The sequence below is a fragment of the Aquipuribacter sp. SD81 genome (assembly GCF_037153975.1).
Lineage (GTDB): Bacteria > Actinomycetota > Actinomycetes > Actinomycetales > JBBAYJ01 > Aquipuribacter.
Map to the genome: position 1 here is coordinate 45,540 of NZ_JBBAYJ010000002.1, position 24,400 is coordinate 69,939.

Sequence of the window (24,400 nt, forward strand, 5' to 3'; positions counted from 1 at the left end):
GCGGCACCGGCGTACGGTCCCGCCGTGAGCAGCAGCCCCGCCGCCGTCGCGAGCGCCCCTGCGGTCGTCGGCGCCGGCGAGCACCCGGCCGTCGCGGTGTCCCGGGTACCGCGCTGGACCACGCGGCTGGACCTCGCCGTGGCGGGGGCGCTGGCCCTGTGGGCGGTGTGCGAGGCGCTGGTCATCCCCGAGCTGCGCTCCCCCGGCGGCCTCGCCTTCGCGGTCGGCTCGACCGCGCCGCTGGTGGTGCGCCGGCGGTTCCCCGTCCTCGTCATGGTGACGGTCTGCGCCGTGCTCCTCGTCCAGTCCGCCACCGGCGGCGCGGGTGCGTCGTTCGCCCCCTTCCCGGGTCTGCTCGTCGCCTCCTTCACCGTCGCGGTGCACGTGGCCCCGCTCGTGCCGTCGCTCGTGGTGGGCGCCCTCCCGGTCGCGGCGATGCTGCTGGCCAGCCGGATCGGGTTCTTCGGCGAGCCGGGCATCGAGGTGCGCGGCGGCCTCATCCTCGTCTTCTTCGTGGGCGCGGCGTGGGCCGGTGGGCGGGTCGTGCGGCAGCGCGCGCTCGCGGTCCGGCTCGCCGAGGAGCGGCGGGTGCGCGCCGAGGCCGACGCGCGCGAGAGCCGCGCCGGCGCCGCGCTCGCCGTCGAGGCGGAGCGCGCCCGCATCGCCCGGGAGCTGCACGACGTCGTCGCGCACGCGGTCTCCGTGGTGGTGCTCCAGACCGGCGCCGCGGAGCAGTTCCTCGACCGCGACGTCGAGCGCGCCCGCCGCCACCTCGGTCTCGCGCGGCGCACGGCCGCCGAGGCGATGACGGAGATGCGCCACCTGCTCGACGTCCTGCGGGAGGGCGAGGCGGTGTACGTCCCGCAGCCCGGGCTCGACCGCGTGCCGGACCTCGTCGCCGACGCCCGCGCCGCCGGGCTGCCGGTGTCCCTCACGACGACCGTGGAGGGGTCCCTGCCCGACGGGCTGTCGCTCGCCGTCCACCGGATCGTGCAGGAGTCGCTCACCAACGTGCTGCGCCACGCGCCCGGTGCGCCGACGACCGTGCGGGTCGCCACCGCCGGCGACGGGGTCGACGTCGAGGTCGTCAACGGCCCCCCGCCCCGGCCCGGTGGCAGCGGGCTGTCCCGCGGCGGGCACGGCCTGCCGGGCATGGCCGAGCGCGTGCGCGTGTACGGCGGGACGCTCGCGGCCGGACCGGACGGCGAGGGCGGCTGGCGGGTCCACGCGCACGTGCCGGTCGGGCACGCGTGAGCGCCGACCGCGGCCCCGGGGGCGCAGCCGTCCTCCGGGTCCTCGTCGCCGACGACCACGCCCTCGTGCGCTCCGGCATCAGCGGCCTGCTCGAGGCCGCGGACCTCGAGGTCGTGGCGGAGGCGGCGGACGGCGAGGAGGCGGTCCGGCTCGCGCTCGAGCTGCGCCCGGACGTCGTCGTCATGGACGTCCGCATGCCGCACGTCGACGGGATCGAGGCGACGCGACGGCTCCGCGAGCACCCTGACGCGCCCGCGGTGCTCGTCCTCACGACCTTCGACCTCGACGAGTACGTGTACCGGGCGCTGCAGGCGGGCGCGGGTGGCTTCCTGCTGAAGGACGCCCCGCCGTCGCGCCTGGTCGAGGCCGTCCGGACGGTCGCCGCGGGCGAGGCGCTGCTCGCCCCCGCCGTCACGCGCCGCCTCATCGAGCGCTACCTGCGCGCACCCGCGGCCGGCACCGGCACCGACCCCGGCGCCCACCTGAGCGCGCGCGAGCGCGAGGTGTGGCTCCTGGTGGCGCAGGGCCTGTCGAACGCGGAGGTGGCGGCCCGGCTGTTCGTCACCGAGGCGACCGTCAAGGCGCACGTCACGCGGCTGCTCGCCAAGCTCGGCGCGCGCGACCGGGTGCAGGCCGTCGTGGCGGCCTACGAGTCGGGGGCGGTCCGGCCCGGCGGGTGACCAGCGCCCTCGGCGGCCCTCGCCCATGTGTCCCGCCCCGTCGCTAGGGTCCCCCTCGACATCGGGAACGGGACCAGGGGCCGCACCAGGGCCGGCGGACGAAGAGGTGAGGGCGTGCTCGTCGTGCACCGCGCGGAGCGCGCGACCGTGCTGGCCGACGGCCTCGCCGACGTCCTCGCCGCCCCCCTGGCGGACCCGTTCGCGACCGAGCTCGTCGCCGTCCCGGCGCGCGGGGTGGAACGGTGGCTCGCCCAGCGGCTGTCGCACCGCCTCGGCACGGCGGCCGCGACCGACGCCGGCGGTGACGGCACGTCGGGCCGGGAGGACGGCGTGTGCGCGAACGTCGCGTTCCCGTCCCCGCGGCGGGTGCTCGACGACCTCGCCGCCGGCGCGGCGCCGGAGGCGGCGCGCGCGCTCGCCGCCTGGGACCCGGAGCGCCTCGCGCTGCCGCTGCTGACGGTGCTCGACGCGGCGCTGCAGGAGGACTGGTGCGCGGTGCCCCGGCGGCACCTGCACGTCGGTGGCGAGCGGTCCGGTGCCCCCACCGGTCGACGGCTCAGCCTCGCCACGCACGTCGCCCGCCTCTTCGACACCTACGCCCGCTCCCGGCCCGAGGTGCTCCGACGCTGGGCCGAGGGCGAGGCGGTCCTGCCGCGGGAGGACGCCTGGGAGCCGGTCGAGGCGCACGAGCAGTGGCAGCCCCGCCTGTGGCGGCTCGTCCTCGCCGAGCTCGGCGGACCCGGACCGGTACGGCTGCGCGAGGAGGTGTGCGCGTCGGTGCGGGACCGGCCGGGCGACGTCGCCGCCCCCGCCCGCCTCCACCTGTACGGCGTGAGCCGTCTGCCGCGCACCGACCTCGACCTCCTGGCCGCGCTCGCCGAGCACCGCGACGTGCACGTGTGGCTGCACCACGCCTCGCCGGCGCTGTGGGAGGCCGTCGCGGCGCGGCCGCCCGTGGTCCGTCGCGCCGACGACCGCACCCCGGTGCGCAACCCGCTGCTGCGCAGCCTGTCGCGCGACGTGCGCGAGCTGCAGCAGCTGCTGCGCGCCCACGTGCCGGACGCGGTCGACGTGCACCACGCGCCCGGGGCCGGCGAGCGGGACGAGCCCGCGGGCGGACCCGGCACGCTGCTGCAGCGGCTGCGCGCCGACCTCGTCGCCGACCGGGTGCCGGCGGCACCGGTGCCGCTCGCGCCCGGGGACCGCAGCGTGCAGGTTCACGCCTGCCACGGCCGCACGCGGCAGGTGGAGGTGCTGCGTGAGGTCGTCGTCGGGCTGCTGGCCGACGACCCGACCCTCGAGCCGCGCGACGTGCTCGTCATGTGCCCCGACGTGGAGTCGTTCGCGCCGCTGCTCGCGGCCACCTTCGCCACGCGCGGCGAGACGGACGCGACGGCCCCGGTCGACGTCCACCCGGCGTCGCGGCTGCGGGTGCGGGTGGCCGACCGCGCGCTGCACCAGTCGAACCCGCTGCTCGCCGTCCTCGACCGGCTGCTCGACCTCGCCCCGGGGCGCCTCGGGGCGAGCGAGGTGCTCGACCTCGCGGGGCACCCCGCGGTGGCGCGCCGGTTCGGCCTCGACGACGACGCGGTCGAGCGGCTGCGGGACTGGGTGGGCGCGGCGGGCATCCGCTGGGGGCTGCACCGCGAGCACCGCGCCGCGTGGCAGCTGCACCACGTCGGCGACGGCACGTGGCGGCGCGGCCTGGACCGGCTCCTGCTGGGCGCGGCGGTCGAGCAGGGTCGCGGCGCCGCCGCGGGACCCGTCGCGGGGCTCGTGCCCGTCGACGACGTCGACTCCGCCGACCTCGACCTGCTGGGCCGGGTCGCGGAGCTCCTGGACCGCCTCGACGCCGTCCACGCGGAGCTGGGCGCCACCCACCCGCCCGCGACGTGGGCGGACGTGCTCGAGCGCGCGACGCTGCGGCTCGCGGCGCCGGAGCGCGACGCCGCCTGGCAGGAGCGGCAGGTGCGCGAGGTCCTCGAGGAGGCCCTGCTGCCGGACCCCGAGGCCGCGGTGCAGGGCGGGTCGTCGCAGGGCGGGTCGACGCAGGAGGGACCGACGCTCGCGCTCGCCGAGCTGCGCCCCGTCCTGCGCGAGGCGCTCGCCGGGCGCCCGACCCGCACGGGGTTCCGCACCGGCGCGCTCACCGTCTGCACGCTCGTGCCGATGCGGTCCGTGCCCCACCGCGTCGTCGTCCTGCTCGGCCTCGACGACGGGGCCTTCCCGCGCCGGACCGTCCGGGACGGCGACGACCTCCTCACGCGGGAGCCGTGGGTCGGCGACCGCGACCCGCGCAGCGAGGACCGGCAGCTGCTGCTGGACGCGGTCGGCGCGGCCGGTGAGCACCTCGTCGTCCTGTTCACCGGGCACGACGAGCGGACCGGCGGCCCCGTCCCGCCCGCGGTGCCGCTGGGGGAGCTGCTGGACGCCGTCGACCGGACCGTCGTCGGCCCGGGCGGGTCACCGGGCCGCGAGGCGGTCACCACGCACCACCCGCTGCAGCCCTTCGACGCCCGCGCGTTCACCCCCGGCGCGCTCGGCACCGACGGCACGGGCCGGTCCTTCGGCTTCGACCCGCGGGCGTTCCGCGGCGCGCTCGCCGCGACCGGTGACCGGCGGGCGCCGGCCCCGCTGCTCGGGGCGCCGCTGCCGGTCCCGCCGCCCGGCGACGTCGGCCTCGAGGACCTCGTCCGTCTGCTCGTCCACCCCGCGCGGCAGTACCTGCGCCAGCGCCTGCAGCTGTCCCTCGCCGAGCGCGACGACGACCCCGACGACGAGCTGCCCGTGGAGCTGGACGGGCTCGGCCGGTGGGGCGTGGGCGACCGCCTGCTCCGCGACCGGCTCGCAGGCCTCGACATCGCGACCGTCGCAGCGCTGGAGCGGGGCCGCGGCACCCTGCCGCCCGGCCCGCTGGGGACCCGCGTGCTGCAGGACGTCGGAGCGCAGGTCGAGGCGCTCGCCGCCGCGGCCGGGTTCTGGTACGCCCACGAGCCCGGCTCCCACGACGTCGCCGTCGACCTCGGGGACGGCACCCGGCTCACCGGCACCGTCACCGGGACGCGCGGGGACTGCCTCGTCTCGGTCGCCTTCTCCTCGCTCGCGGCCAGGCACCGGCTCACCGCGTGGGTGCGGCTGCTGGCGCTGTCCGCCGGCGCCGACGAGCGGCCGTGGCAGGCCGTCACGCTCGGCCGTGGCACGGGCCGCGACAAGGCCCGCTGCGCGCGCAGCGTGCTGGGCCCGGTCGAGCCCGGGCGCGCCCGGGTGCTGCTGGGCGACCTCGTCGACCTGCACCGCGCCGGGCTCGCCGCACCGCTGCCGCTGCCGTGCGCGACCGCCGGGGCGTACGCGGGCCGGCGCCACGAGGGCAAGCGCGTCACGATCGCCCGGACCGTCGCCGCGCAGAAGTGGGAGGACAGTCCCAACGGCTACGGCGGGGAGCAGTCCGAGCCCGAGCACGTGCTCGTCCACGGCGGGAGCGTCCCGCTCGCGGACCTCCTCGCCGCAAGCGCGACGGCGGCCGACGCCGGCAGCGCCGTCCCGCACGTGGCCGCGGAGGAGGAGGGCGACCGCTTCGGGGTGCTCGCCCGCCGGCTGTGGACCCCGCTGCTCGACGCCGAGACGCGGGACGTGCTGTGAGCGCGGACCGCGCGACGGAGCCCGAGCCGTTCGACCTCGACGGCCCGCTGCCGACGGGCACGTCGGTGCTGGAGGCGAGCGCCGGGACCGGCAAGACGTTCACCATCGCGCGGCTGGTCTCCCGCTACGTCGCGGAGGAGGCCGTGCCGGTCGACCGGCTGCTCGTCGTGTCCTTCAGCCGGGAGTCCTCGCGCGAGCTGCGCGAGCGCGTCCGCGACCGGCTCGTGTCGGACCGGGCGCGAGCCGCCGCCCGCGCTGCGGAGGAGGCCGCGCCGGGCGTCGCCGCGCTGCACGTCGAGCGCCTCGACCGGGCCCTCGCGGACTTCGACGGCGCCACCGTCACCACGACCCACGCGTTCTGCCACGCCATGCTGGTCGAGCTCGGCACCGCGGCGGACCACGACCGCGACGCCGTGCTCGTGGAGGACCCGTCCGACCTCGTCGGCGAGGTCGCCGACGACCTGTACGTCCGCAAGTGGGGTGCACCACGCTCCGAGGAGCGGCCCGGGCTCGACGTCGACACCTTCCGCCGCCTCGCCCGCGAGGTCGGCCTCGACCCCGCGACCCCGCTCGTCCCGGCCGACGCGGAGGCGGTCGACGAGCCCACGCGGCTGCGGGTGCGGGTGGCCTCGGCGGTGCGCGACGAGGTCGCCCGCCGCACCCGCGCCGGCCGCCTGCTCACCTACGACGACATGGTGCTGCGCCTCGACGACGCCCTCGCCGACCCCGCGACGGCCGCGGTGGCGGCGGCCCGCATGCGCGCGCGGTTCTCCGTCGTGCTCGTCGACGAGTTCCAGGACACCGACCCCGTGCAGTGGCGGATCCTGCGGACGGCCTTCCACGGGCAGGCGACGCTCGTGCTCGTCGGCGACCCCAAGCAGGCGGTGTACGGCTTCCGCGGCGCCGACGTCGCCGCGTACCTCGACGCGCGCGCGGCCACGGACCAGCAGGCGACGCTGCCGCGCAACCACCGCAGCGACGCGGGTGTGCTGCGCGGGCTCGACGGGGTGCTCGCCGGGGCGGCCCTCGGCGACGAGCGCATCCGGGTGCGCCCGGTGTCGGCGGCGCACCCGGGGCGCGTGCTGGACGGCCCGGCCGTCGGCGCGCCCGTCGAGCTGCGCGTCCTCCAGCGCGACGGGCTGGGCCCGCGCGACACGACGGGGGCGGGCCTCGTGACGGCCCGCGCCGCGCGGGCGGCGGTGCAGGAGGACTGCGCGCGACGGGTCGTCGAGCTGCTCGACGGCACGACCCTCACCCCGCGCGGCGGCGCCGAACGGCCGCTGCACCCGGGTGACGTCGCGGTCGTCGTGCGCAGCAACTCCGAGGCGCTCGGGGTGCAGTCATGGCTGCGGCGCGCGGGGGTGCCCGCGGTGGTCTCGGGCCGCACGAGCGTCTTCACCACCGGGGCGGCCGAGGAGTGGCAGCACCTGCTGGAGGCGCTCGAGCAGCCGCACCGCACAGCCCGGGTGCGCCGGCTCGGCGTCGGACGGCTCGTCGGCTTCACCGCCGCCGACCTCGACGGCGAGGCGCCCGCCGTCGACGACCTCGCCCTGCGGCTGCGCACGTGGGCCCGCGTGCTCGCCGCGCGCGGCGTCGCGGCGCTCTTCGAGCGCGTGCAGGTCGACCTGCGGGTGCAGGAGCGGCTGCTCGCCCAGCCCGACGGCGAGCGCGTCCTCACCGACCTCCGTCACGTCGCCGAGGTGCTGCACGAGGAGTCGCTCGGCGGCGACCTCGGCCTTACGGCGCTCGCGTCGTGGCTGTGCCGGCGCCGCACCGAGCGCAGCGACGGCACGGTCGAGCGCAGCCGCCGCCTGGAGACCGACGCCGACGCCGTGCAGGTGCTCACCTCCCACACGAGCAAGGGCCTGGAGTTCCCGGTCGTCCTCGCGCCGTCGCTGTGGAACCACTGGACGGGCCGGCCGCCCGCGCACCCGGTGTTCCACGACGCGGCCGGGGTGCGCAGGCGCGACGTGGGCGGTCCCACCGGGCCCGCGTTCGGCGAGCACGTGCGGCAGCACCAGGACGAGGAGGCCGCCGAGGAGCTGCGCCTGGCCTACGTCACGCTCACGCGCGCCCAGGGCAAGGTCGTGACGTGGTGGTGCCCGACGAGCAACACGCCGTCCTCGCCGCTGCAGCGGCTGCTGCTGCACGACGACCCGACCACCGTCGCCCCGTTCCACGTCCCCGTGCCGGGCGACGCCGACGCGCTGCGGGCGTTCCGTGCCCGCGCCGCCACGACGGGCGGCGCGCTCGACGTTCGCACCGTCCCGGTCCCGGGCAGCGCCCCGCTCGGGGTGTGGCAGCCGCCCACGACTGCGCGGCCACGGCTCACGCTCGCCCGGCTCGGGCGCGAGCCGGACCTCGGCTGGCGACGCACCTCCTACAGCGCCCTCACCCACGACGCCCACGAGGCGACCTACGGCACGGGGCCGCTTCCCGCCGTCGAGGGCCCGCAGGCGCCGTTCGCGAGCGAGGCGGAGGCCCGGCAGAAGGACGACGAGGTCGACGCCGTCGTGGCTGCGGCGGACCCGGCGCCGCCGGTGGACGCCGCGGCCGACGCCCACCTGCTCGACGTGCCGTCGCTGTGGCACGACCTGGCCGGCGGCACCGGGTTCGGCACGCTCGTCCACCTCGTGCTCGAGCGGTACTCCCCCGGCGACGACGTCGGCGCTCTCGTGGCCCGGCTCGCGCGCGGCGGCACCGACGTCCCGGTCCTGGCCCGGGCGCTCGAGGTGGCCCTCGCCACGCCCCTCGGACCCCTCGCCGACGACCTCACGTGGGCGCGGCTGCGGGTGGGCGACCGGCTGCCCGAGCTCGACTTCGAGCTGCCGCTGGCCGGCGGCGACCGACCGGGTCCCCAGCACGGCGCGGGCGCGACGCTCGCCGGTCTCGTCCGGCTGTGGCGCGAGCACGTGCCGAGCGGCCGGCTCGCCGGGTACGCCGACGCGCTCGCGCAGCTGCCGGTCGCGCGCGGGGAGACGACGCTGCGGGGCTACCTCGCCGGCTCCGTCGACGCCGTCGTCCGGGTGGGCGCACCCGGCGCCGAGCGGTACCTCGTGGTGGACCACAAGACGAACCGCCTCGCGCCGCGCGAGGAGCCGCTCACCGCGTGGCACTACCGCGCCGCGGCGCTCGAGCGGTCGATGGTCGAGGCCCACTACCCGCTGCAGGCGCTGCTGTACTCCGCCGCGCTGCACCGCTACCTGCGCTGGCGCCGGCCGGGCTACGACCCCGAGCAGCACCTCGGCGGGGTCCTCTACCTGTACCTGCGCGGCATGAGCGGTCCCGGCGTCGTCGACGACGGCGGCGAGGCGCCCGGCGTCCTCGCGTGGCGGCCACCCGCCGCGCTCGTCGTCGGGCTGTCGGACCTGCTCGCCGGAGGTGACGCGTGAGCCCCGCCTCGCCGTGGTCGGCGGACCTCGCCCTGCGCGCCGACGGCCTGCTGCGCGTCATGAACGACGCGGGCGTGCTCAGCGCCGCCGACGTCCACCTCGCCTCGCGGCTGGGGGTGCTCGTCGGCGAGAGCGACGACAGGGTGCTCCTCGCGGCGGCGCTCGCGGTCCGCTCGACGCGCCAGGGCTCCGTCGTCGTCGACCTCGCGCGGGTCGCCGACACGGTCGTGCTCGACGCCGAGGACCCGGACGCGACGACGCCGGACGAGACGACGCCGGACGAGACGACGCCGGACGAGACGACGCCGGACGGGACGACACCCGACGCGACGGCGCCGGACGGGACGACGCCTGACGGGGGCGCGTCCGCCGGGGCGAGCGACCTGGGCGCGCTGCCGTGGCCCGAGCCGGGCGCGTGGGTCGCGGCGTGCGCGGCGAGCGCCCTCACCACCGGGGACGACGCACCCCTGCGGCTGCACGGCACGGGACTGTGGCTCGCGCGCTACGACGCGCAGGAGCGGCTCGTCGTCGACGAGCTGCGCCGGCGCACCGCCGCCGCACCGGACGACCTCGACCTCGACGTGCTGCGCGCCGGGCTGGACCGGCTCTTCCCCGCCGCCGACGCCGACCAGCGCCTCGCCGCCGCCGTGTGCGCGCTGTCTCGGGTGTCGGTGCTCGCGGGCGGCCCCGGCACGGGCAAGACGACGACGGTGTCGAAGGTCCTCGCCCTCCTGCGCGAGCAGCACCCGACCTGGCGGGTCGCCCTTGCCGCACCGACCGGCAAGGCGGCCGCGCGGCTCGACGAGGCGGTCGCCTCCTCCAGCGCGGGCTTCGCCGCCGCCGACCGCGAGCGCGTCGGCCGGCTGGAGGGCACGACGGTGCACCGGCTGCTGGGCTGGCGACCGGGCTCGCGGTCCCGGTTCCGGCACGACCGCACGAACCGGCTGCCGTACGAGGTGGTCGTCGTCGACGAGGCGTCGATGGTGCCGCTCACCCTCATGGCGCGACTGCTCGAGGCGCTGCGCGACACGACGCGCCTCGTGCTCGTCGGCGACCCCGACCAGCTGGCGTCGGTGGAGGCGGGCGCCGTCCTCGGTGACCTCGTCGACCGCGGTGCGCTGGGGTCGCGGACCGCGCGGGCTGCCGCGGCGCTCGACGTGGTCGTCCCCGGGCACGGCGCGCGCGTCGTGCCCGCCCGCCCCGCCGCGTACGTGCGCGACGGCATCGCGGCGCTCACCGTCAACCACCGCTTCGACGCCGCCAGCGCGATCGGCCGCCTCGCCGACGCGGTCCGCGACGGCCGGGTCGAGGACGCCGTCGACCTGCTGCGCGACGGCGCCGGAGCCCCGGACGCGCCCGCGGGGCCGGGCCGTCACGGTGTCGAGCTCGTCGAGGTCGCCGACGACGCCCCGCTCCCCCTCGACGCGCTCGCCGCCGTCGAGCGCGACGTCGTGGCGTGGGGCACGGCGCTGCGCCACGCCGCCCTGGCCGGCGACCCGGCCGGCGCGCTGCGGGCGCTGGACGGGCACCGCCTGCTGTGCGCGCACCGGCGCGGGCCGCGCGGTGTGCAGCAGTGGGAGGCGCTCTCGCTGCGCTGGCTCGTCGCCGCCGACCCCGACCTGCTCACCTCGCGCGCGGACGGTCACCACCCCGGCGAGCCCCTCCTCGTCACGACGAACGACTACGAGGTCAACCTGTTCAACGGCGACACCGGCGTCGTCGTCGCCGACCGCGCGCAGGACGACGCCGGGCCGGGCGGCGGGCGCGGGGCCGGTGCGTCCCCGGGCGCGGACCACGGCGGGCTGCGGGCGTGGTTCGCGCGCGGTGGCCGACCGGTCGGCGTGCCGCTCGTGCGCCTCGGGTCCGTGCGGCCCGTGCACGCCATGACCGTGCACCGCAGCCAGGGCTCGCAGTTCGGCCGGGTCACCGTCGTCCTGCCCACCGCCGACTCGCCGCTGGCGACCCGGGAGACGGTGTACACGGCGCTGACCCGGGCGGTGTCGCACGTGCGGGTGGTCGGCTCCGTCGACGCGTTCGCCGCCGCCGTCGCGCGACCCGCCGCCCGCGCGACCGGCCTGCGACGCCGGCTCGCGGAGGACTGAGCCCGGCCGTCGCGCGGTCGGACGGAGACGTCCGCGCCGTCTCAGTCCCCGAACGGACGGTCGAGAACCCCTTGTGTAGTTAGTCCGGCTACGTGTACGAAAGGTGTCGACCCCGCACCTCTAAGCGATCGAAGGAGATCCACGTGCGTACTCGGATCGTCGCCGCCTGCGCGAGCGGCCTGCTCGCGGCCGGCGCCCTCAGCGCCGTCGCCGCCACCCCCGCCAGCGCGGAGCCCGCCCACACCCCCGGTGGCCCCTGCCTGCAGGAGAACCAGGAGGTGTCGCGCAGCAGCGTCGCGGACTACGCCGACGTGCAGCGGCGCCTGCAGACCATCGAGGCGAACAGCCAGGGCCGCGTGACGGTCGAGTCGGCCGGGCTGTCCGGCGAGGGCCGCGAGCTCTACTACGCCACCGTCGGCACCGGCGACACGGTGTTCTGGCTGCAGGCCCGCATCCACGGCAACGAGCTGCAGTCCACGCAGGCGGTCCTCCACATCCTCCAGGAGCTCGGCAGCAGCAACACGCCCGAGGCCCGGCTCATCCGCGAGAACCTCACCGTCGTCGTCATCCCGATGTACAACCCGGACGGGTCCGAGGCGAACACGCGCCAGAGCACGACCCCGACGCGCACCGACCTCAACCGCGACTGGGAGAACTTCACCCAGGTCGAGTCGGTCGCGTTCTGGAACCTCTTCGCCGAGGTGCAGCCCGACCTCGGGCTCGACCTGCACCACATGAGCTCCGCACCGCGCGTGGCCGGCACCACCGACCTCAACCAGTTCCAGATCGGCGCCCGCACGGTCGACCCGTCCCGGCTGACCGACGAGCAGTGGGACACCGCCCGGCAGATGTCGGAGGTGAGCCTCGACGCCCTCGCCGGCTACGGCCAGACCCACGTCGCGCGCTACCCCGACATCGACATCACGAACGCGGCGCTGTCGCGCATGCTGCTCGGCGGCACCGCCCCCGCGGGCGAGACCCCGCTCGGCCAGGACACCGTCACGGGCGCGATCTTCTACGAGGTGCGCTCGGTGGGCCAGAAGAGCAACGGCTACCTCGCCAACCTCTTCTCCCGCCCGACCATGGCCGTGCTGACCGCGGCAGCCGACGGCTCGCTGTACAGCAGCGACTGGGCCGACTACGACGCGCTGCCCTACGCCGACCGCGGGTCGTGCGGCGTCTGAGCCACTGACGGAGGTCGGTCCACCACCGGCCACCCGCACCGCACCTCCGTCGCGCCCCGGTCCCTCCGCGGACCGGGGCGCGACGGCGTCAGGACCCGGCGGGCCCGGGCGCCACGGGGGCACGGCACACGCAGGGGAGGATGACGACGTGAGCGGACGCCGGGTGGAGGTCGTGGCGGTCGACGACTGGGCCGAGCAGGTCGGGAGCGGGCGCCGGCCGCGCCCGAGCCTCGTCGTCCTCGACCTCGAGCCGTGGGTCGCGCACTGGCGGACCGGGCAGGTCGAGCTCGACGAGGCCGTCACCCGGCTCGGCGCTCAGTGGGCCGACCAGCACGTGCACGTGGTGACGAACTCCGTGCGACGGGTCTCCGACGGTGTGCTCCCCGCGACGTGGCGGCAGATGCGGGTCGCGCGCAAGCCGTTCACCCGCCTCACCGCGCCCGCGGGCGCGGTGGTCGTCGGCGACCAGCCGCTGCAGGACGGCCTGCTCGCGTGGCGGCTGCGGGCGACCTTCGTCCGGGTGGACCTGCCCGCGGACGCCCCGTGGTGGGCGAGGTCCGTGCACCGGGTCTTCACCCCGCTGTCGCGCCTGTGGCTGCGCCCGCCGTCGCTACCGTGACGGCATGAGCGCTGACGGGCTGCGGGTGGCGCTGTGCCAGGTCGCCGCCACCGCGGACCCCGCGCACAACCTCGCGCTGGTGCGCGACGGCGTCACGACGGCCGCCCGGGCCGGCGCCCGGCTCGTCGTCCTGCCCGAGGCGACGATGGCCCGCTTCGGCACGCGCCTGCGGGACGTGGCCGAGCCCCTCGACGGGCCGTGGGCGAGCGCGGTGCGCGAGACCGCGGCCGCGAGCGGGGTGACGGTCGTGGTCGGCATGTTCACCCCCGGCTCCGACGGCGACCGGGTCCGCAACACGCTGCTCGTCACCGGCCCCGGCTGCGACACCCGCTACGACAAGCTCCACCTCTTCGACGCGTACGGCTCGCGGGAGTCCGACACGGTCGAGCCGGGTGGTCGCACGGTCGTGGTGGACGTCGACGGCGTCCGGGTCGGCCTCGCCACGTGCTACGACGTGCGCTTCCCCGCGCTGTTCACCGCCCTGGCCAGCGCCGGGGCGGAGGTGGTGGCGCTGCCCGCGTCGTGGGGTGACGGGCCCGGCAAGGCCGAGCAGTGGGACCTCCTCGTGCGGGCGCGGGCCCTCGACGCGACCACGGTCGTCGTGGCGTGCGACCAGGCCGAGCCGCGCGCCGCCGGCCTGGAGCCGGTGCCCGGAGCGGCCAACGGCATCGGACGCAGCTGCGTGGTGTCCCCGCTCGGGGAGGTCCGCGACCGGCTCGGTGCCGCACCGGGCGTGCTGCTCGCCGACCTCGACGTCGCCGAGGTCCGCGCCGTCCGCGCCCGGCTGCCCGTCCTCGAGCACCTGCGGGCCGTGCCCGCCGTCGCCCGCACCACCACCGACCGTCCCGGGTAGCACGTACGCCGCCCGGGTTGCTCAGGGCCCTGCCCGGGAGGTCGTCGCCAGCGCGCGGTCGAGCTCCGCACCGAACCGCCGGGACCGCTCGGCCAGGTCCGACCGGAGGCGGTCCGCGCCCGGGCCCTCGTCCCACGGCGCGAGGGTCCAGGCCTCGCGCTCGCAGATCCCGGCGTCGAGGGCGTCGTCCCACCCGGCGCCCCGGGAGTCGGGCTCGCCGGGGCAGTCCGACGTGCCGTCGAGGACCACCGGGCCCGGCGGGCCCGAGGCGCCGGGCCGGTCCACCGGAGCCGGGGGAACCGAGCCCGGCCGGTCCACCGGACCCGGCGGACCGGCGTCGCAGACGTCCTCAGGTCGTCGCAGTGCGCGGAGCACCGCCTCCCGGGCCCGCTCCGCGCGCTGGCGCCACGCGGGCCGCGGTGTGCGGCGGCTGTCCTTCCACCTCGGCGGCACCACCCACACCTGTCCGGTGCGGTCGATGTCGACACCCCACGTGCCCGCGTGCACCGCGGTGTGGTGCCCGGGGCACAGCAGGACGAGGTTCGACAGGTCCGTCGGCCCGCCGTCCGCCCAGTGCACGACGTGGTGCGCGTCGCAGAACGCCGGCGCCGCGCCGCAGCCGTGGACCACGCACCCGCTGTCGCGGCCCGCGAGCGCCCGGCGCTGGGTGACGCTCGCGAGGCGCACCGTGCGGCCCAGCTCGAGCACCCCCTCCGTCGGCGAGGCGACGAGACGCTGCAGCACGGCGTCGCACGCGAGCCGGCGAGCCGCCCACGCGGGCAGCTGACCGCCGCCCTCGACCGTGGGTCGCCCGCCGACCGGGTCCGGCGGCCCCGAGCCCGCGGGGCCGTCGCCCGCCGCGGGTGTCCTGGCGGCGCGCAGCTGCTCCGGCGTCACGTGCACGACGATGCGCGGGCGTTCGCCGCGTTGCGGCCCCTGGACCGACGACGCCGTCTCGAGGGCCGTGACCAGGGCGTCCGCCCGCCGCTGCCGCGGCGAGCGCGAGTCCCGCTCCCCGTCGGCGCCGGACACCGGGCCCGACCACCGGTCGAGCGCGGCGCGCAGCACCGCGCCGCTCACCGGGTCCAGCTGGAAGCGGCCGACCGTCATGCCCGTGGCGTCCTCCGCCAGGTCGAGCAGGCGCCGCTCGTGCGCCCGCGGGTCGTGCCGCTCGGCGGGGTCGTCGACCATGGTGCGCAGGAGGGCCTTGGCAGCCCGGTCCGCCTCGCGCGGGGTGGCCTCCGTGACGGCCAGGAGCAGGTAGTCGCTCACCGTGGCGGCCGCACCGGGCCGCTCGAGCAGCGCGCTCGGCAGCTGCTCGGTGCAGCGGACGGCGACGTCGACGTGGGCGCGCGTGCACCGCCCGCCCCGCAGGGCCTGGCCGAGCGGCTCCAGGACGGCGCCGGGCGCTGTGGCCCGTGCGGCGGCCACGTCGCGGGCCGCAGCGCCACGGTCGACGAGGCAGGCCGTCCGCAGGAACCCCTCCACGCTCGTGGCGACGGGCGAGGCCTCGGCGACGCCGCGCTGGTCCACCTCCCGGACCAGCGCGAGGTGCACGGCGTCGAGGGCGGCGCGCACCCGGGCCACCTCGGCGACCGCCGTCAGCACGTCGGCGTCGCGGGTGCGCCACGCCTGCCCCGGCGACGCGAGGCGGTCCAGCGCCGCCGTGGCCGCGGCGACGCGGTCGACGGCGGACAGGAGCACGCCACGAGCGGGACCGTCGTCGTCCGGCTCCGTCCCGACCATGGCACCCCCTCCAGCTACCGCCATGCTAGTCGAACACGTGTTCGATCGCCATAGCGAGAAGCGCCGGTGTCTGCGAGCCTCGTGCGCGTGCCCCAGGCCCCCCACCCGCACGACACCGGCGTGCTCCTCGACGTCGACGACGTCACCGGTCTCGACACGCTGCGCCACCCCGTCGCGGCGGCGTGGCGCGCTGCCGTGCAGACGGGCGCCGACCGTCGCCCGGGGCACAGGATGCCGGCGCTGCTCGACCGGCTCCGCGGGACCGCCGGCCCGGTCGTGTACCTCGCCCGCGACCTGCCGTCGCCGCACCGGGAGGGGCGGACGGCCCGCCGGGTCCGGGCGCGGCTGCACCGCCTCGGCATGCCACCCGGGCCGCTCCTCGTCGTGCCGCCGGAGGAGGCGCCCGCGGCGCTCGACCGGGTCCTCACCGGGGGCCCGGCGCAACGGTGGACGTTGGTCGGGGGCGACTCGGCCGAGGTGACGTCGCTGCTCCTGGAGGCGGCCGGTCGTCACCCCGCGAGGACCGCGGCGGTCCTGCTGCGCCAGGCGGCGCCGTACGGCGGGGTCCGGCTCGCCGGCTCCGACCTCGTCGACCGGATGGGTGACGTGCCGGTGGTCCGCGCGCCCCACGGCGAGGGCCTGCTGGCGCGGCTCGCCGGGCGTCGCCGGGCGGCGGAGGCGGCGGACGACCCGGCCGTGGCGGCGTGGTTCCTCGACGCGCACCAGCGCGGCAACGACCGCACCCGCACCCCTGCGTGGACGACCGGAAACGAGGTCACACCGCTCGTCCACGGCCGCACGTACTTCCCCGCCCTGCTCGAGGCGCTCGACGGCGCCGGCGAGGGCGACCTCGTCCTCGTGTGCGACTGGCGCGGCGACCCCGACCAGCGGCTCGTCGACGACGGGCCCACCGTCGCGCAGGCGCTCGCGGCCGCCGCCGACCGCGGCGTCACGGTCAAGGGCCTGCTGTGGCGCTCGCACTGGGACCGTCTCCAGTTCTCGCAGGAGCAGAACCGCGACCTGTCGGAGGGTCTCGCCGACCACGGCGCGGAGGTGCTGCTCGACCAGCGGGTCCGCCCGCTCGGCAGCCACCACCAGAAGGTGGTCGTCATCCGTCACCGTCACGACCCGGCCCGCGACGTCGCCTTCGTCGGGGGGATCGACCTCGCCCACAGCCGCCGGGACGACGACGAGCACGGCGGGGACCCGCAGACCCAGCCGTTCGCCGACCCCTACGGCGGCTCGCCGGCCTGGCACGACGTCCAGCTGCGCCTGCGCGGGCCCGTGGTGCGCGCGGTCGAGGACACGTTCCGCGAGCGCTGGCAGGACCCCGCGGTCCTCAGCCGCCTGCCGTGGCACGTGCTGCCGGACCTGCTCCGCGGCGCCGACCGCGAGCCGGACCCGCTGCCGGACCCGGCCCCGCCGCCGCCGCCGGCCGGTCCCGCCGCGGTACAGCTCCTGCGCACGTACCCGAACCGCTGGCCGGGCTACCCGTTCGCCCCCGACGGGGAGCGCACCGCGGCGCGCGGCTACGCCAAGGCGCTGCTGCGCGCGCAGCGCCTCGTGTACGTCGAGGACCAGTACCTGTGGTCGACGGACGTCGCCCAGGTCTTCGCCGCGGCCCTGCGGCGCTGCCCGCGGCTGCATCTCGTCGCGGTCGTCCCGCGCCACCCCGACCAGGACGGCGCGCTCACCGCCCGCGCGGCCCTGCTCGGGCACATGGAGGCGCTGGAGCGGGTGCGCGAGGCCGGGGGCGACCGGGTGACGGTCGTCGACGTGGAGAACCGCCGGGGCGAGCCGGTGTACGTCCACGCGAAGGTGTGCGTCGTCGACGACGTGTGGGCGACGGTCGGCAGCGACAACTTCAACCGCCGCTCGTGGACCCACGACTCGGAGCTCACCGCCGCGGTCCTCGACTCCACGCGCGACCCGCGCGAACCGCGCGACCCCGGCGGCCTCGGCGACGGCGCGCGCCGCTACGCGCGCGACCTGCGCCTGCAGCTGTGGCGCGAGCACCTCGACAGCGACCGCGGCGGGGCCGACGACGCGACCCTGCTCGACCCCGACGCCGCCGTGCGGGCGCTGCGCGCCCAGGCCGATGCGCTGCAGCGCTGGTACGACGGCGGTCGCACCGGGGAGCGCCCGCCCGGGCGGCTGCGCCCGCACCGGGTGGCGGAGCAGCCGCGCCTGCTCCGCCTGGCCGTCGCGCCGGTCTACCGCACGGTCTTCGACCCGGACGGGCGCCCGCCGCGGATGCGGCTGCGCGGGCTGCACTGAGCGCCGGACGGCGCACCGGCGCCCCGGCGAGCAGACTGCCGGGCATGGCACCGGAGCCCTTCCCCGACGACTGGCAGCGCGCGCTCGTGGTGGCCGCGCACCCCGACGACATCGAGTACGGCGTGGCGGCGGCCGTCGCGGTGTGGACGGGTGACGGCAAGGACGTCCGCCACCTGCTCGCCACCCGCGGCGAGGCGGGCATCGCGGGCCTGGCGCCCGCGGACTGCGGGCCGGTGCGGGAGGAGGAGGAGCGGCGCTCCGCGGCCGTCGTCGGGGTGTCGGAGGTCGACGTCCTGGACCACCGCGACGGTGTGCTGCAGGCCGGGCCGGACCTGCGGCGGGACCTCGCCGCCGCCGTGCGCCGCCACCGGCCCGAGCTGGTCGTGACCATGTACGGCGGCCCGACGTGGACCCCGCCGGACGCGTCCGTCGGTGTCGTCAGCTCCGCCGACCACCGTGCTCTCGGCGAGGCGGCCCTCGACGCGGTGTCCGACGCGGCCGACGAGTGGATCTTCCCCGACCTCGCCGGTGAGCCGTGGTCCGGCGTGCGGCACGTCGCCGTGCAGCAGCCGGGCCCCACCGCCACGCACGCGGTCGACGTGACGGACGCGGTCGAGCGGGCCGTCGCCTCGCTCGCCGAGCACGCGCGCTACCTCGCGGCGCTGTCCGACGAGCCCGTCGCCGACCAGGCCCGCGCGGTCGTCGACATGGCGACCGAGCAGCCGGACGCCTCCCGGCGGGTCGGCTTCCGGCTGTACGCCGGCACCGCCTCGTGAGCCGCGGGCCGGAGCCGCGGGACGGGTCACGACCGCGGACCGACGGCCTCGAGGTCGCCCGCACCGTGGCGCGCGTGGGGCTCGGCGCCGCGATGGTCGGCGCCGGCCTCGGCCACCTCACGACGCTGCGCGAGGAGTTCCGCGCCCAGGTGCCCCAGTGGTTCCCCGTCGGCGCCGACCTCACCGTGCTCGCATCCGGCGCGGTGGAGGTCGCCCTCGGCTCCGCCCTGCTCCTGGCCCCCCGGCGCCTCCGCCGCACGGTCGGGCTGCTGCTCGCGGCGTTCTACGTCGTGGTCTTTCCCGGCAACGTCGCCCAGTACCTCGAGGGGACCGACGCGTTCGGGCTCGACTCCGACACGAGCCGCTTCGTGCGGCTGCTGTTCCAGCCGGTGCTCGTGCTCGCCGCGCTGTTCGCCGGTGGGGTCATCCCCCGCGGGCGGGAGCGGAGCGACCCCTAGGCGTTCTCCTTGCGGAACGTGCGCGTGCCCACCCACGTACCGAGCACGAAGAGCACCAGGGTCCACGCGAGACCCCACACGACCGTCAGGCCCCACTCGCCGGCGAACACGGCACGCACCGCGTCGACGACGTAGCGGGTGGGGATCACGCTGCTCACCGCCACGAGCCAGCCGGGCGCCCCGGTGGCGGTGGAGATCGGCAGGAGGATGCCGGACAGCAGCAGCACGGGCAGCACGATGCTGTTGAGGACCGGGGCCATGACGTCCTCGCTCTTCGTCGTGAGCGCGAGGGCGTTGGAGGCCGCGGAGCACGCCCCGCCGACGAACATCACCATGACGAGGCCGAGCAGCAGCCCGCCGAGGGACGCCCGCAGCCCGAACGCGAAGGCGAGCGACACGAGCAGGACGCCCTGCACGGTGAGGAGCACGACGTCGCGGAGCACCCGCCCGAGCAGCAGGGCCGTGCGCGAGGCGGGCGTGACCCGCTCGGCCTCGACGACCCCCTCGCGCCACTCGGCGATCAGCCCGAAGCCCGCGAACAGCGCCCCGAACAGGCCGAGCTGCACGAGCAGCCCGGGCACGAAGAACGTGTACGCGTTCTGCGTGCCGATCTGCTCGGCGATGGGCTCGAGCAGCGGCCCGAAGAACACGAGGTAGAGGACGGGCTGCGCGAGCCCGATGATCACCCACGCGGGGTTACGGAGGTTCATGCGCATCTGCCGGCGCCACACGATGCCGGTCTGCCGTGCGAACTCCGCCGCGCCGACCCGCGAGGCGGCGCCTCCGTCGGCGGACGTCCGCGGGCTCGGCACCGTGGCCGAGGTGGTGGTCGTCATGTCAGGACTCCTCCCGCAGCGAGCGGCCGGTCATGGTGAGGAACACGTCGTCGAGGGTGGGCCGGCGCACCTCGACGGCGTCGAGCGCGACCCCGCGCACGTCGAGCTCGCGCAGCAGGCCGGGCAGCACGCGACCGGCGTTCGGCAGCCGGGTCGACACCCGCGCGCCGTCGGCGCTCACCTCGGCGGCGCCGTCGACCCCGCCGAGCACCGCGACCGCGTCGCCGACGCGCGCCGGGTCGAGCACGTCGAGCTCGACGAGGTCGCCGGCCACCTGGCGCTTGAGCGCGTCGGGGCTGTCGGCGGCGACGATCCGGCCGTGGTCGATGACGAGGATCCGGTCGCACAGCGCGTCGGCCTCGTCGAGGTAGTGGGTGGTGAGGAACACCGTCATGCCGCGCTGCTCGCGCAGCGAGCGGATGTGGGTCCACAGGTTCGCGCGCGCCTGCGGGTCCAGGCCGGTCGTCGGCTCGTCGAGGAACACCAGCCGCGGGTCGTGGACGAGGCCCATCGCGATGTCGAGGCGGCGCCGCTGCCCGCCGGACAGGCTGCCCGGCTTCCGCGTCCACGCCCCGGGCAGGTCGAGCTGCTCGAACAGCTCCCGGCCGCGGGTCTCGGCGCGCTGCCGCGGGATGCCGTAGAGCATGCCGTGGTCGACGACCTCCTCCCCCGCGACGGCCTCCCGGGAGGTCGAGCCGGACTGCGACACGTACCCGATGGAGCGTCGCACGGCGACGGGGTCGCGGGCGACGTCGTGCCCGGCGACCGTCGCGGTGCCGGAGGTCGGGGCCAGGAGGGTGACGAGCATGCGCAGCGTCGTCGTCTTGCCGGCGCCGTTCGGGCCGAGGAAGCCGACGACCTCGCCCTCGGCGACGTCGAGGTCGACCCCGGCCACCGCGACGACGTCCTCGCGGGCGCGGCCCTTGCGGGTGCGGAACGTGCGGGCGAGCCCGCGGGCGTGGATCACCTGAGCCTCCTGGTGGGCCGGACGGGGTGCGGGGCGGCGGTACCGCCGCCGGGACGGTAGCGACAGGCACCGACGGCCGGCACCGGGTTTCTCGACCGGCCCGCCGCCTCGTTCTCATCGGTCGCCGCCACCGGGGTCCCGGCCTACCGTCGGCACCGTGAGCGAGCAGCAGGACCAGCGGGGCCAGCAGGACGAGCGGCGTGACGAGCAGCCCGCCGAGCGCGGCGGGACCGACGGGGTCGTCGAGGTGGACGTGGTCGTCGTCGGGGCCGGCCCGGCCGGCGAGGTCGCCGCCGGGCGGGTGGCCGACGGCGGCCTGACGGTCGCGGTCGTGGAGGCCGAGCGGGTCGGCGGGGAGTGCTCGTTCTGGGCGTGCGTGCCGAGCAAGGCGCTCCTGCGGCCCGCGCACGCGCTGCGGGCGGCTCGGCGCGTGCCGGGCGCCCGCGAGGCCGTCACCGGTGCGCTCGACGCCGAGGCGGTGCTGCGGTTCCGGGACGAGGCCGTGTCCGGCTACGACGACTCCGGGCAGGTGCCGTGGCTGACGGACAAGGGCATCCGGCTCCTCCGCGGCCGCGGGCGGCTCACGGGTGAGCGGACGGTCGAGGTGACCGACGGCCCGGACGGCGGGACCGCCCTGCGGGCCCGCCGCGCGGTCGTCCTCGCCACCGGCTCCGCGGCCTCGGTGCCGGACGTCCCCGGGCTGCGCGACGCGCGTCCGTGGACCAGCCGCGACGCCACCTCCGCCCGGGCTGTCCCGGGCCGACTGGCCGTGCTGGGTGCGGGCGTCGTCGGGCTCGAGATGGCGCAGGCGTGGTCCTCCCTCGGCTCGCGCGTCACGCTCCTGGAGCGCGGGGACGCCCTCCTCCCCCGCCACGAGCCCGTCGTCGGGCGGCTGCTCACCGAGGCCCTGCGAGAGGACGGTGTCGACGTGCGCTTCGGCGCGAGCACGACCGCCGTCGAGCGGGCCGGCGACGGGACCGTCACCCTCCGCCTCGACGGCGACGGGGACGTCGTGGCCGACGAGCTGCTCGTCGCCGCCGGGCGCCGCCCCCGCACGAGCGGCCTGGGGCTCGGCGCCGTCGGGCTCGACGAGGACCGGCCGGTCCCCGTCGACGACACCCTGCAGGCCGACGGCGTGCCGTGGCTGTACGCGATCGGCGACGTCAACGGACGGGTGCTGCTCACCCACCAGGGCAAGTACCAGGGGCGCGTCGCCGCCGACGCGGTCCTCGCCCGTGCCCGCGGCGAGGAGCCGTCGTGGACGGCGTGGGCGGACGAGCGCGCCGTGCCCCAGGTCGTGTTCACCGACCCCGAGGTCGCCGCGGTCGGCGTCACCGCCGCGCAGGCCCGCGAGGCGGGCCACGAGGTGCGGGTGCTCGAGCACGACATGTCGACGGCCGGCAGCTACCTGCACGCGCCGGAGGGCTACCGCGGCGCCGCGGTGCTCGTCGTCGACGCCGCGCGCGACGTGCTGCTCGGCGCCACGTTCGTCGGGCAGGACGTCGCCGACCTGCTGCACTCCGCGACCGTCGCGGTGGTCGGCGAGGTGCCGCTGGCCCGGCTGCGGCACGCCGTGCCGTCGTTCCCGACCATCAGCGAGACGTGGCTGCGGCTGCTGGAGGAGGCGGGCCTGTGACACCCGCCGCCTAGTACCTTGTGAATCTAACTTAGGACGCTTAGTCTCTGGGTGTGGCCGAGCGCTCCCTCACCTTCGACCTCCACGCGCTCACCGCGCGGCTGGACCGCTCGGCCGACCGGCTGCTGCGCACGAACCTCGACCTGTCGTACCGGCGCTTCCTCGCCCTCGTCCTCGTCGGCGAGGACGCCCCCACGCAGCGCGCGCTCGCCGACCGTCTCGGCGTCACCGAGCCGTCGACGAGCCGCATGGTCGGGGTGCTGCGCGAGGCCGGCCTGCTGGAGGTCGCCCCCGACCCCGGCGGCGGCAACCGCAGGGTGCTGTCGCTCACGACGGCCGGCAAGGACGCGGTCGAGGCGGCGGCCGCGCTGCTCGAGGGACGCTTCGCCGCGCTCGTCGAGCGCAGCGGCGTGCCCTACGACCGCTACGCCGAGGACACGCGCCGCCTGGTGCGCGCGCTCGACGCCGTCGCCCCCGAGGAGGCACCGTGACCGCACCCCTCGTGCTCGTCGCCGTCCACGCCGCCACGGCCGTGCTGTGCGTCGGGCTCGGCGGCTACGCGCTGCTGCGCCGGCGCAAGGGCGACGCCGTCCACCGCCTCGTCGGGTGGAGCTGGGTGGCGGGCATGACGTTCGTCGCCACGAGCTCCTTCGCCATCCGCGACCTGCGCGACGGGCGACTCAGCGTGCTGCACGTGCTGTCGGTCGTCACGCTCGTCGCGCTCGTGCTCGGGGTGCGCGCCGCCCGCCGCCACGACCGGCAGGCGCACCGCGGCAACATGCTCGGCAGCTACCTCGGCCTGCTCGGTGCCTTCGCGGGCGCCGTCGCGGTGCCCGACCGGCTCGTGCCGACCTTCGTCGTCACCCGCCCGCTCGAGGCCGTCGCCGCGGTCCTCGTGCTCGTCGCCTGCTGGGTCGTCGTGGTCGGCGGGGCGCACGCGTGGGCCCGCACGACCGACCGCAGGCGCCGTGCCCTCGGGCCGCGGCGGGCGCGCGCCGCCGTGGCGCTACCGGCGGGGCGGTAGCGGCACGCGCTGCAGGTCCTCGGCCGCGACCACGTCGTCGTGGACCTCGGCCGCCTCGGTCCGGAACGGCTCGCCGCTGTCGCCGTAGCGCTGCGAGAAGTGCGTGAGCACCAGCCGACGGACCCCCGCGGCCGCGGCCAGCTCGCCGGCCTGACGGGCCGTCAGGTGCCCGTGCCCTTCGGCGAGGTCGGCGTCACGGTGCAGGTACGTCGCCTCGCACAGCAGCAGGTCGGCGCCTCGGGCCAGCTCGACGGCGCCGTCGCACCAGCGCGTGTCCATGACGACGGCCGCCACCTGCCCGCGCCGCGGCACGCTCACGTCGGCGAGGGCGACCGTGCGACCGCCCACCTCGAGCGTGCCCTGCCGCTGCAGGCGGGCGACGTCGGGGCCTTGCACGCCCGCCGCGGCGAGCGCGTCCGGGAGCATGCGGACGCCGTCGTCCTCCTCCAGCCGGTACCCGACGGTCGGCACCCGGTGGTCGAGCGCCCGCGCGGACAGGGTCCAGCCCTCGCCGCGGGCGACCGGACCGTCACCGTCGACGGGCCGGTGCGCGACGGGCACGAGCGGCACGTGGACGCTGGACGCGAGCAGCGCCGTCACGGTCGGCGCGGCGGCCGCCGGGTAGTGCACGGGCAGGTCGCGGCGCACCCCGTCGAGGCCGAGCCGCTGCACGACGCCGGGCAGGCCGAGGCAGTGGTCGCCGTGCAGGTGGGTGAGGCACGCCCGGGTGACGGCGGAGGCGGGCACGCCCGCCTGCGTCAGCTGCCGCTGGGTTCCCTCACCCGGGTCGAACAGCAGGCCGTCGGCGCCCCAGCGCAGCAGGTAGCCGTTGTGGTTGCGGGTGCGCGTCGGCACCTGCGACGCGGTCCCCAGGACCACGAGCTCGCGGACGCTCACCGGACCGCCCGCTGTGCTGCTGCCACGCCCCCAGGCTCGCGGCGGACTGCCCGTCCCCGC

The 24,400-nt window shown here is 77.5% G+C and carries 18 protein-coding genes; 14 read left to right on the forward strand and 4 right to left on the reverse strand.

The features are described from left to right. Positions 1-24 precede the first annotated feature (24 nt). The 8 genes from WAA21_RS01420 (at position 25) to WAA21_RS01455 (ending at position 13,723) form a co-directional block, all read left to right on the forward strand. On the forward strand, positions 25-1,254 hold the full coding sequence (locus tag WAA21_RS01420) for a sensor histidine kinase (protein ID WP_336920950.1): 1,230 nt from the start codon (positions 25-27) through the stop codon (positions 1,252-1,254). Further along, on the forward strand, positions 1,251-1,934 hold the full coding sequence (locus WAA21_RS01425; protein WP_336920951.1) for a response regulator transcription factor: 684 nt from the start codon (positions 1,251-1,253) through the stop codon (positions 1,932-1,934). The genes WAA21_RS01420 and WAA21_RS01425 overlap by 4 nt, the downstream gene beginning before the upstream one ends. A gap of 114 nt (positions 1,935-2,048) precedes the next feature. Continuing rightward, the gene (gene recC / locus WAA21_RS01430; RefSeq protein WP_336920952.1) at positions 2,049-5,573 is read left to right on the forward strand and encodes an exodeoxyribonuclease V subunit gamma; all 3,525 of its coding nucleotides are present in this window, start codon (positions 2,049-2,051) and stop codon (positions 5,571-5,573) included. Then, complete coding sequence (locus WAA21_RS01435) at positions 5,570-8,965, forward strand: UvrD-helicase domain-containing protein (protein ID WP_336920953.1); 3,396 nt, start codon at positions 5,570-5,572, stop codon at positions 8,963-8,965. Before recC ends, WAA21_RS01435 begins: the two co-directional genes overlap by 4 nt. Continuing rightward, positions 8,962-11,067 carry an exodeoxyribonuclease V subunit alpha gene (gene recD, locus WAA21_RS01440; protein ID WP_336920954.1) on the forward strand — a complete coding sequence of 702 codons (2,106 nt, stop codon included), beginning with the start codon at positions 8,962-8,964 and terminating at the stop codon, positions 11,065-11,067. The genes WAA21_RS01435 and recD overlap by 4 nt, the downstream gene beginning before the upstream one ends. A gap of 143 nt (positions 11,068-11,210) precedes the next feature. Then, complete coding sequence (locus tag WAA21_RS01445; protein ID WP_336920955.1) at positions 11,211-12,251, forward strand: M14 family zinc carboxypeptidase; 1,041 nt, start codon at positions 11,211-11,213, stop codon at positions 12,249-12,251. A 148-nt stretch (positions 12,252-12,399) separates the two neighbouring features. After that, positions 12,400-12,870 carry a hypothetical protein gene (locus tag WAA21_RS01450; protein ID WP_336920956.1) on the forward strand — a complete coding sequence of 157 codons (471 nt, stop codon included), beginning with the start codon at positions 12,400-12,402 and terminating at the stop codon, positions 12,868-12,870. Between the two features lie 19 nt (positions 12,871-12,889). Continuing rightward, entirely contained in the window at positions 12,890-13,723 is an 834-nt protein-coding gene (locus tag WAA21_RS01455) for a carbon-nitrogen hydrolase family protein (RefSeq protein ID WP_336921102.1), read from the forward strand. A gap of 21 nt (positions 13,724-13,744) precedes the next feature. Here WAA21_RS01455 and WAA21_RS01460 read toward each other — a convergent pair whose 3' ends face one another. Next, positions 13,745-15,469 (reverse strand): HNH endonuclease signature motif containing protein, encoded by a 1,725-nt coding sequence (locus WAA21_RS01460; RefSeq protein ID WP_336920957.1) that lies wholly within the window; start codon positions 15,467-15,469, stop codon positions 13,745-13,747. Between the two features lie 87 nt (positions 15,470-15,556). Here WAA21_RS01460 and WAA21_RS01465 point away from each other — a divergent pair, with 87 nt between their 5' ends. The 3 genes from WAA21_RS01465 to WAA21_RS01475 all read left to right on the forward strand — a co-directional run bounded on the left by WAA21_RS01465 (position 15,557) and on the right by WAA21_RS01475 (position 18,980). Next, positions 15,557-17,746, forward strand: coding sequence for a phospholipase D family protein (locus WAA21_RS01465; RefSeq protein ID WP_336920958.1), 2,190 nt, complete (start codon positions 15,557-15,559; stop codon positions 17,744-17,746). A gap of 44 nt (positions 17,747-17,790) precedes the next feature. Beyond that, entirely contained in the window at positions 17,791-18,522 is a 732-nt protein-coding gene (locus tag WAA21_RS01470) for a PIG-L deacetylase family protein (protein ID WP_336920959.1), read from the forward strand. 74 nt (positions 18,523-18,596) lie between these two features. After that, on the forward strand, positions 18,597-18,980 hold the full coding sequence (locus WAA21_RS01475) for a DoxX family protein (protein ID WP_336920960.1): 384 nt from the start codon (positions 18,597-18,599) through the stop codon (positions 18,978-18,980). On the opposite strand, the gene WAA21_RS01480 is transcribed toward WAA21_RS01475, so the two are convergent. Both WAA21_RS01480 and WAA21_RS01485 read right to left on the reverse strand, forming a co-directional pair. Then, on the reverse strand, positions 18,977-19,816 hold the full coding sequence (locus WAA21_RS01480) for an ABC transporter permease (RefSeq protein ID WP_336920961.1): 840 nt from the start codon (positions 19,814-19,816) through the stop codon (positions 18,977-18,979). The two genes, WAA21_RS01475 and WAA21_RS01480, sit on opposite strands and share 4 nt — an antisense overlap. A gap of 1 nt (position 19,817) precedes the next feature. Beyond that, positions 19,818-20,783 carry an ATP-binding cassette domain-containing protein gene (locus WAA21_RS01485; RefSeq protein WP_336920962.1) on the reverse strand — a complete coding sequence of 322 codons (966 nt, stop codon included), beginning with the start codon at positions 20,781-20,783 and terminating at the stop codon, positions 19,818-19,820. 247 nt (positions 20,784-21,030) lie between these two features. On the opposite strand from WAA21_RS01485, the gene WAA21_RS01490 reads away from it, so the two are divergent. Genes WAA21_RS01490 through WAA21_RS01500 form a run of 3 tightly spaced genes read left to right on the forward strand, consistent with a single transcriptional unit; the run spans position 21,031 to position 23,443 of the window. Beyond that, on the forward strand, positions 21,031-22,419 hold the full coding sequence (locus WAA21_RS01490; protein WP_336921103.1) for a dihydrolipoyl dehydrogenase family protein: 1,389 nt from the start codon (positions 21,031-21,033) through the stop codon (positions 22,417-22,419). Between the two features lie 53 nt (positions 22,420-22,472). Then, entirely contained in the window at positions 22,473-22,910 is a 438-nt protein-coding gene (locus tag WAA21_RS01495) for a MarR family winged helix-turn-helix transcriptional regulator (protein WP_336920963.1), read from the forward strand. Beyond that, positions 22,907-23,443 (forward strand): DUF2306 domain-containing protein, encoded by a 537-nt coding sequence (locus WAA21_RS01500; protein WP_336920964.1) that lies wholly within the window; start codon positions 22,907-22,909, stop codon positions 23,441-23,443. The genes WAA21_RS01495 and WAA21_RS01500 overlap by 4 nt, the downstream gene beginning before the upstream one ends. Here the strand turns inward: WAA21_RS01500 and WAA21_RS01505 are convergent. After that, positions 23,426-24,340 (reverse strand): ribonuclease Z, encoded by a 915-nt coding sequence (locus WAA21_RS01505; protein ID WP_336920965.1) that lies wholly within the window; start codon positions 24,338-24,340, stop codon positions 23,426-23,428. The two genes, WAA21_RS01500 and WAA21_RS01505, sit on opposite strands and share 18 nt — an antisense overlap. Between the last annotated feature and the right edge of the window lie 60 nt (positions 24,341-24,400).

Coding starts and splice junctions, on each gene's coding strand:
- WAA21_RS01460 (WP_336920957.1), bottom strand. CDS start 15,469: ATGGTCGGGACGGAGCCGGACGACGACGGTCCCGCTCGTGGCGTGCTC.
- WAA21_RS01470 (WP_336920959.1), top strand. CDS start 17,791: ATGGCACCGGAGCCCTTCCCCGACGACTGGCAGCGCGCGCTCGTGGTG.
- WAA21_RS01480 (WP_336920961.1), bottom strand. CDS start 19,816: ATGACGACCACCACCTCGGCCACGGTGCCGAGCCCGCGGACGTCCGCC.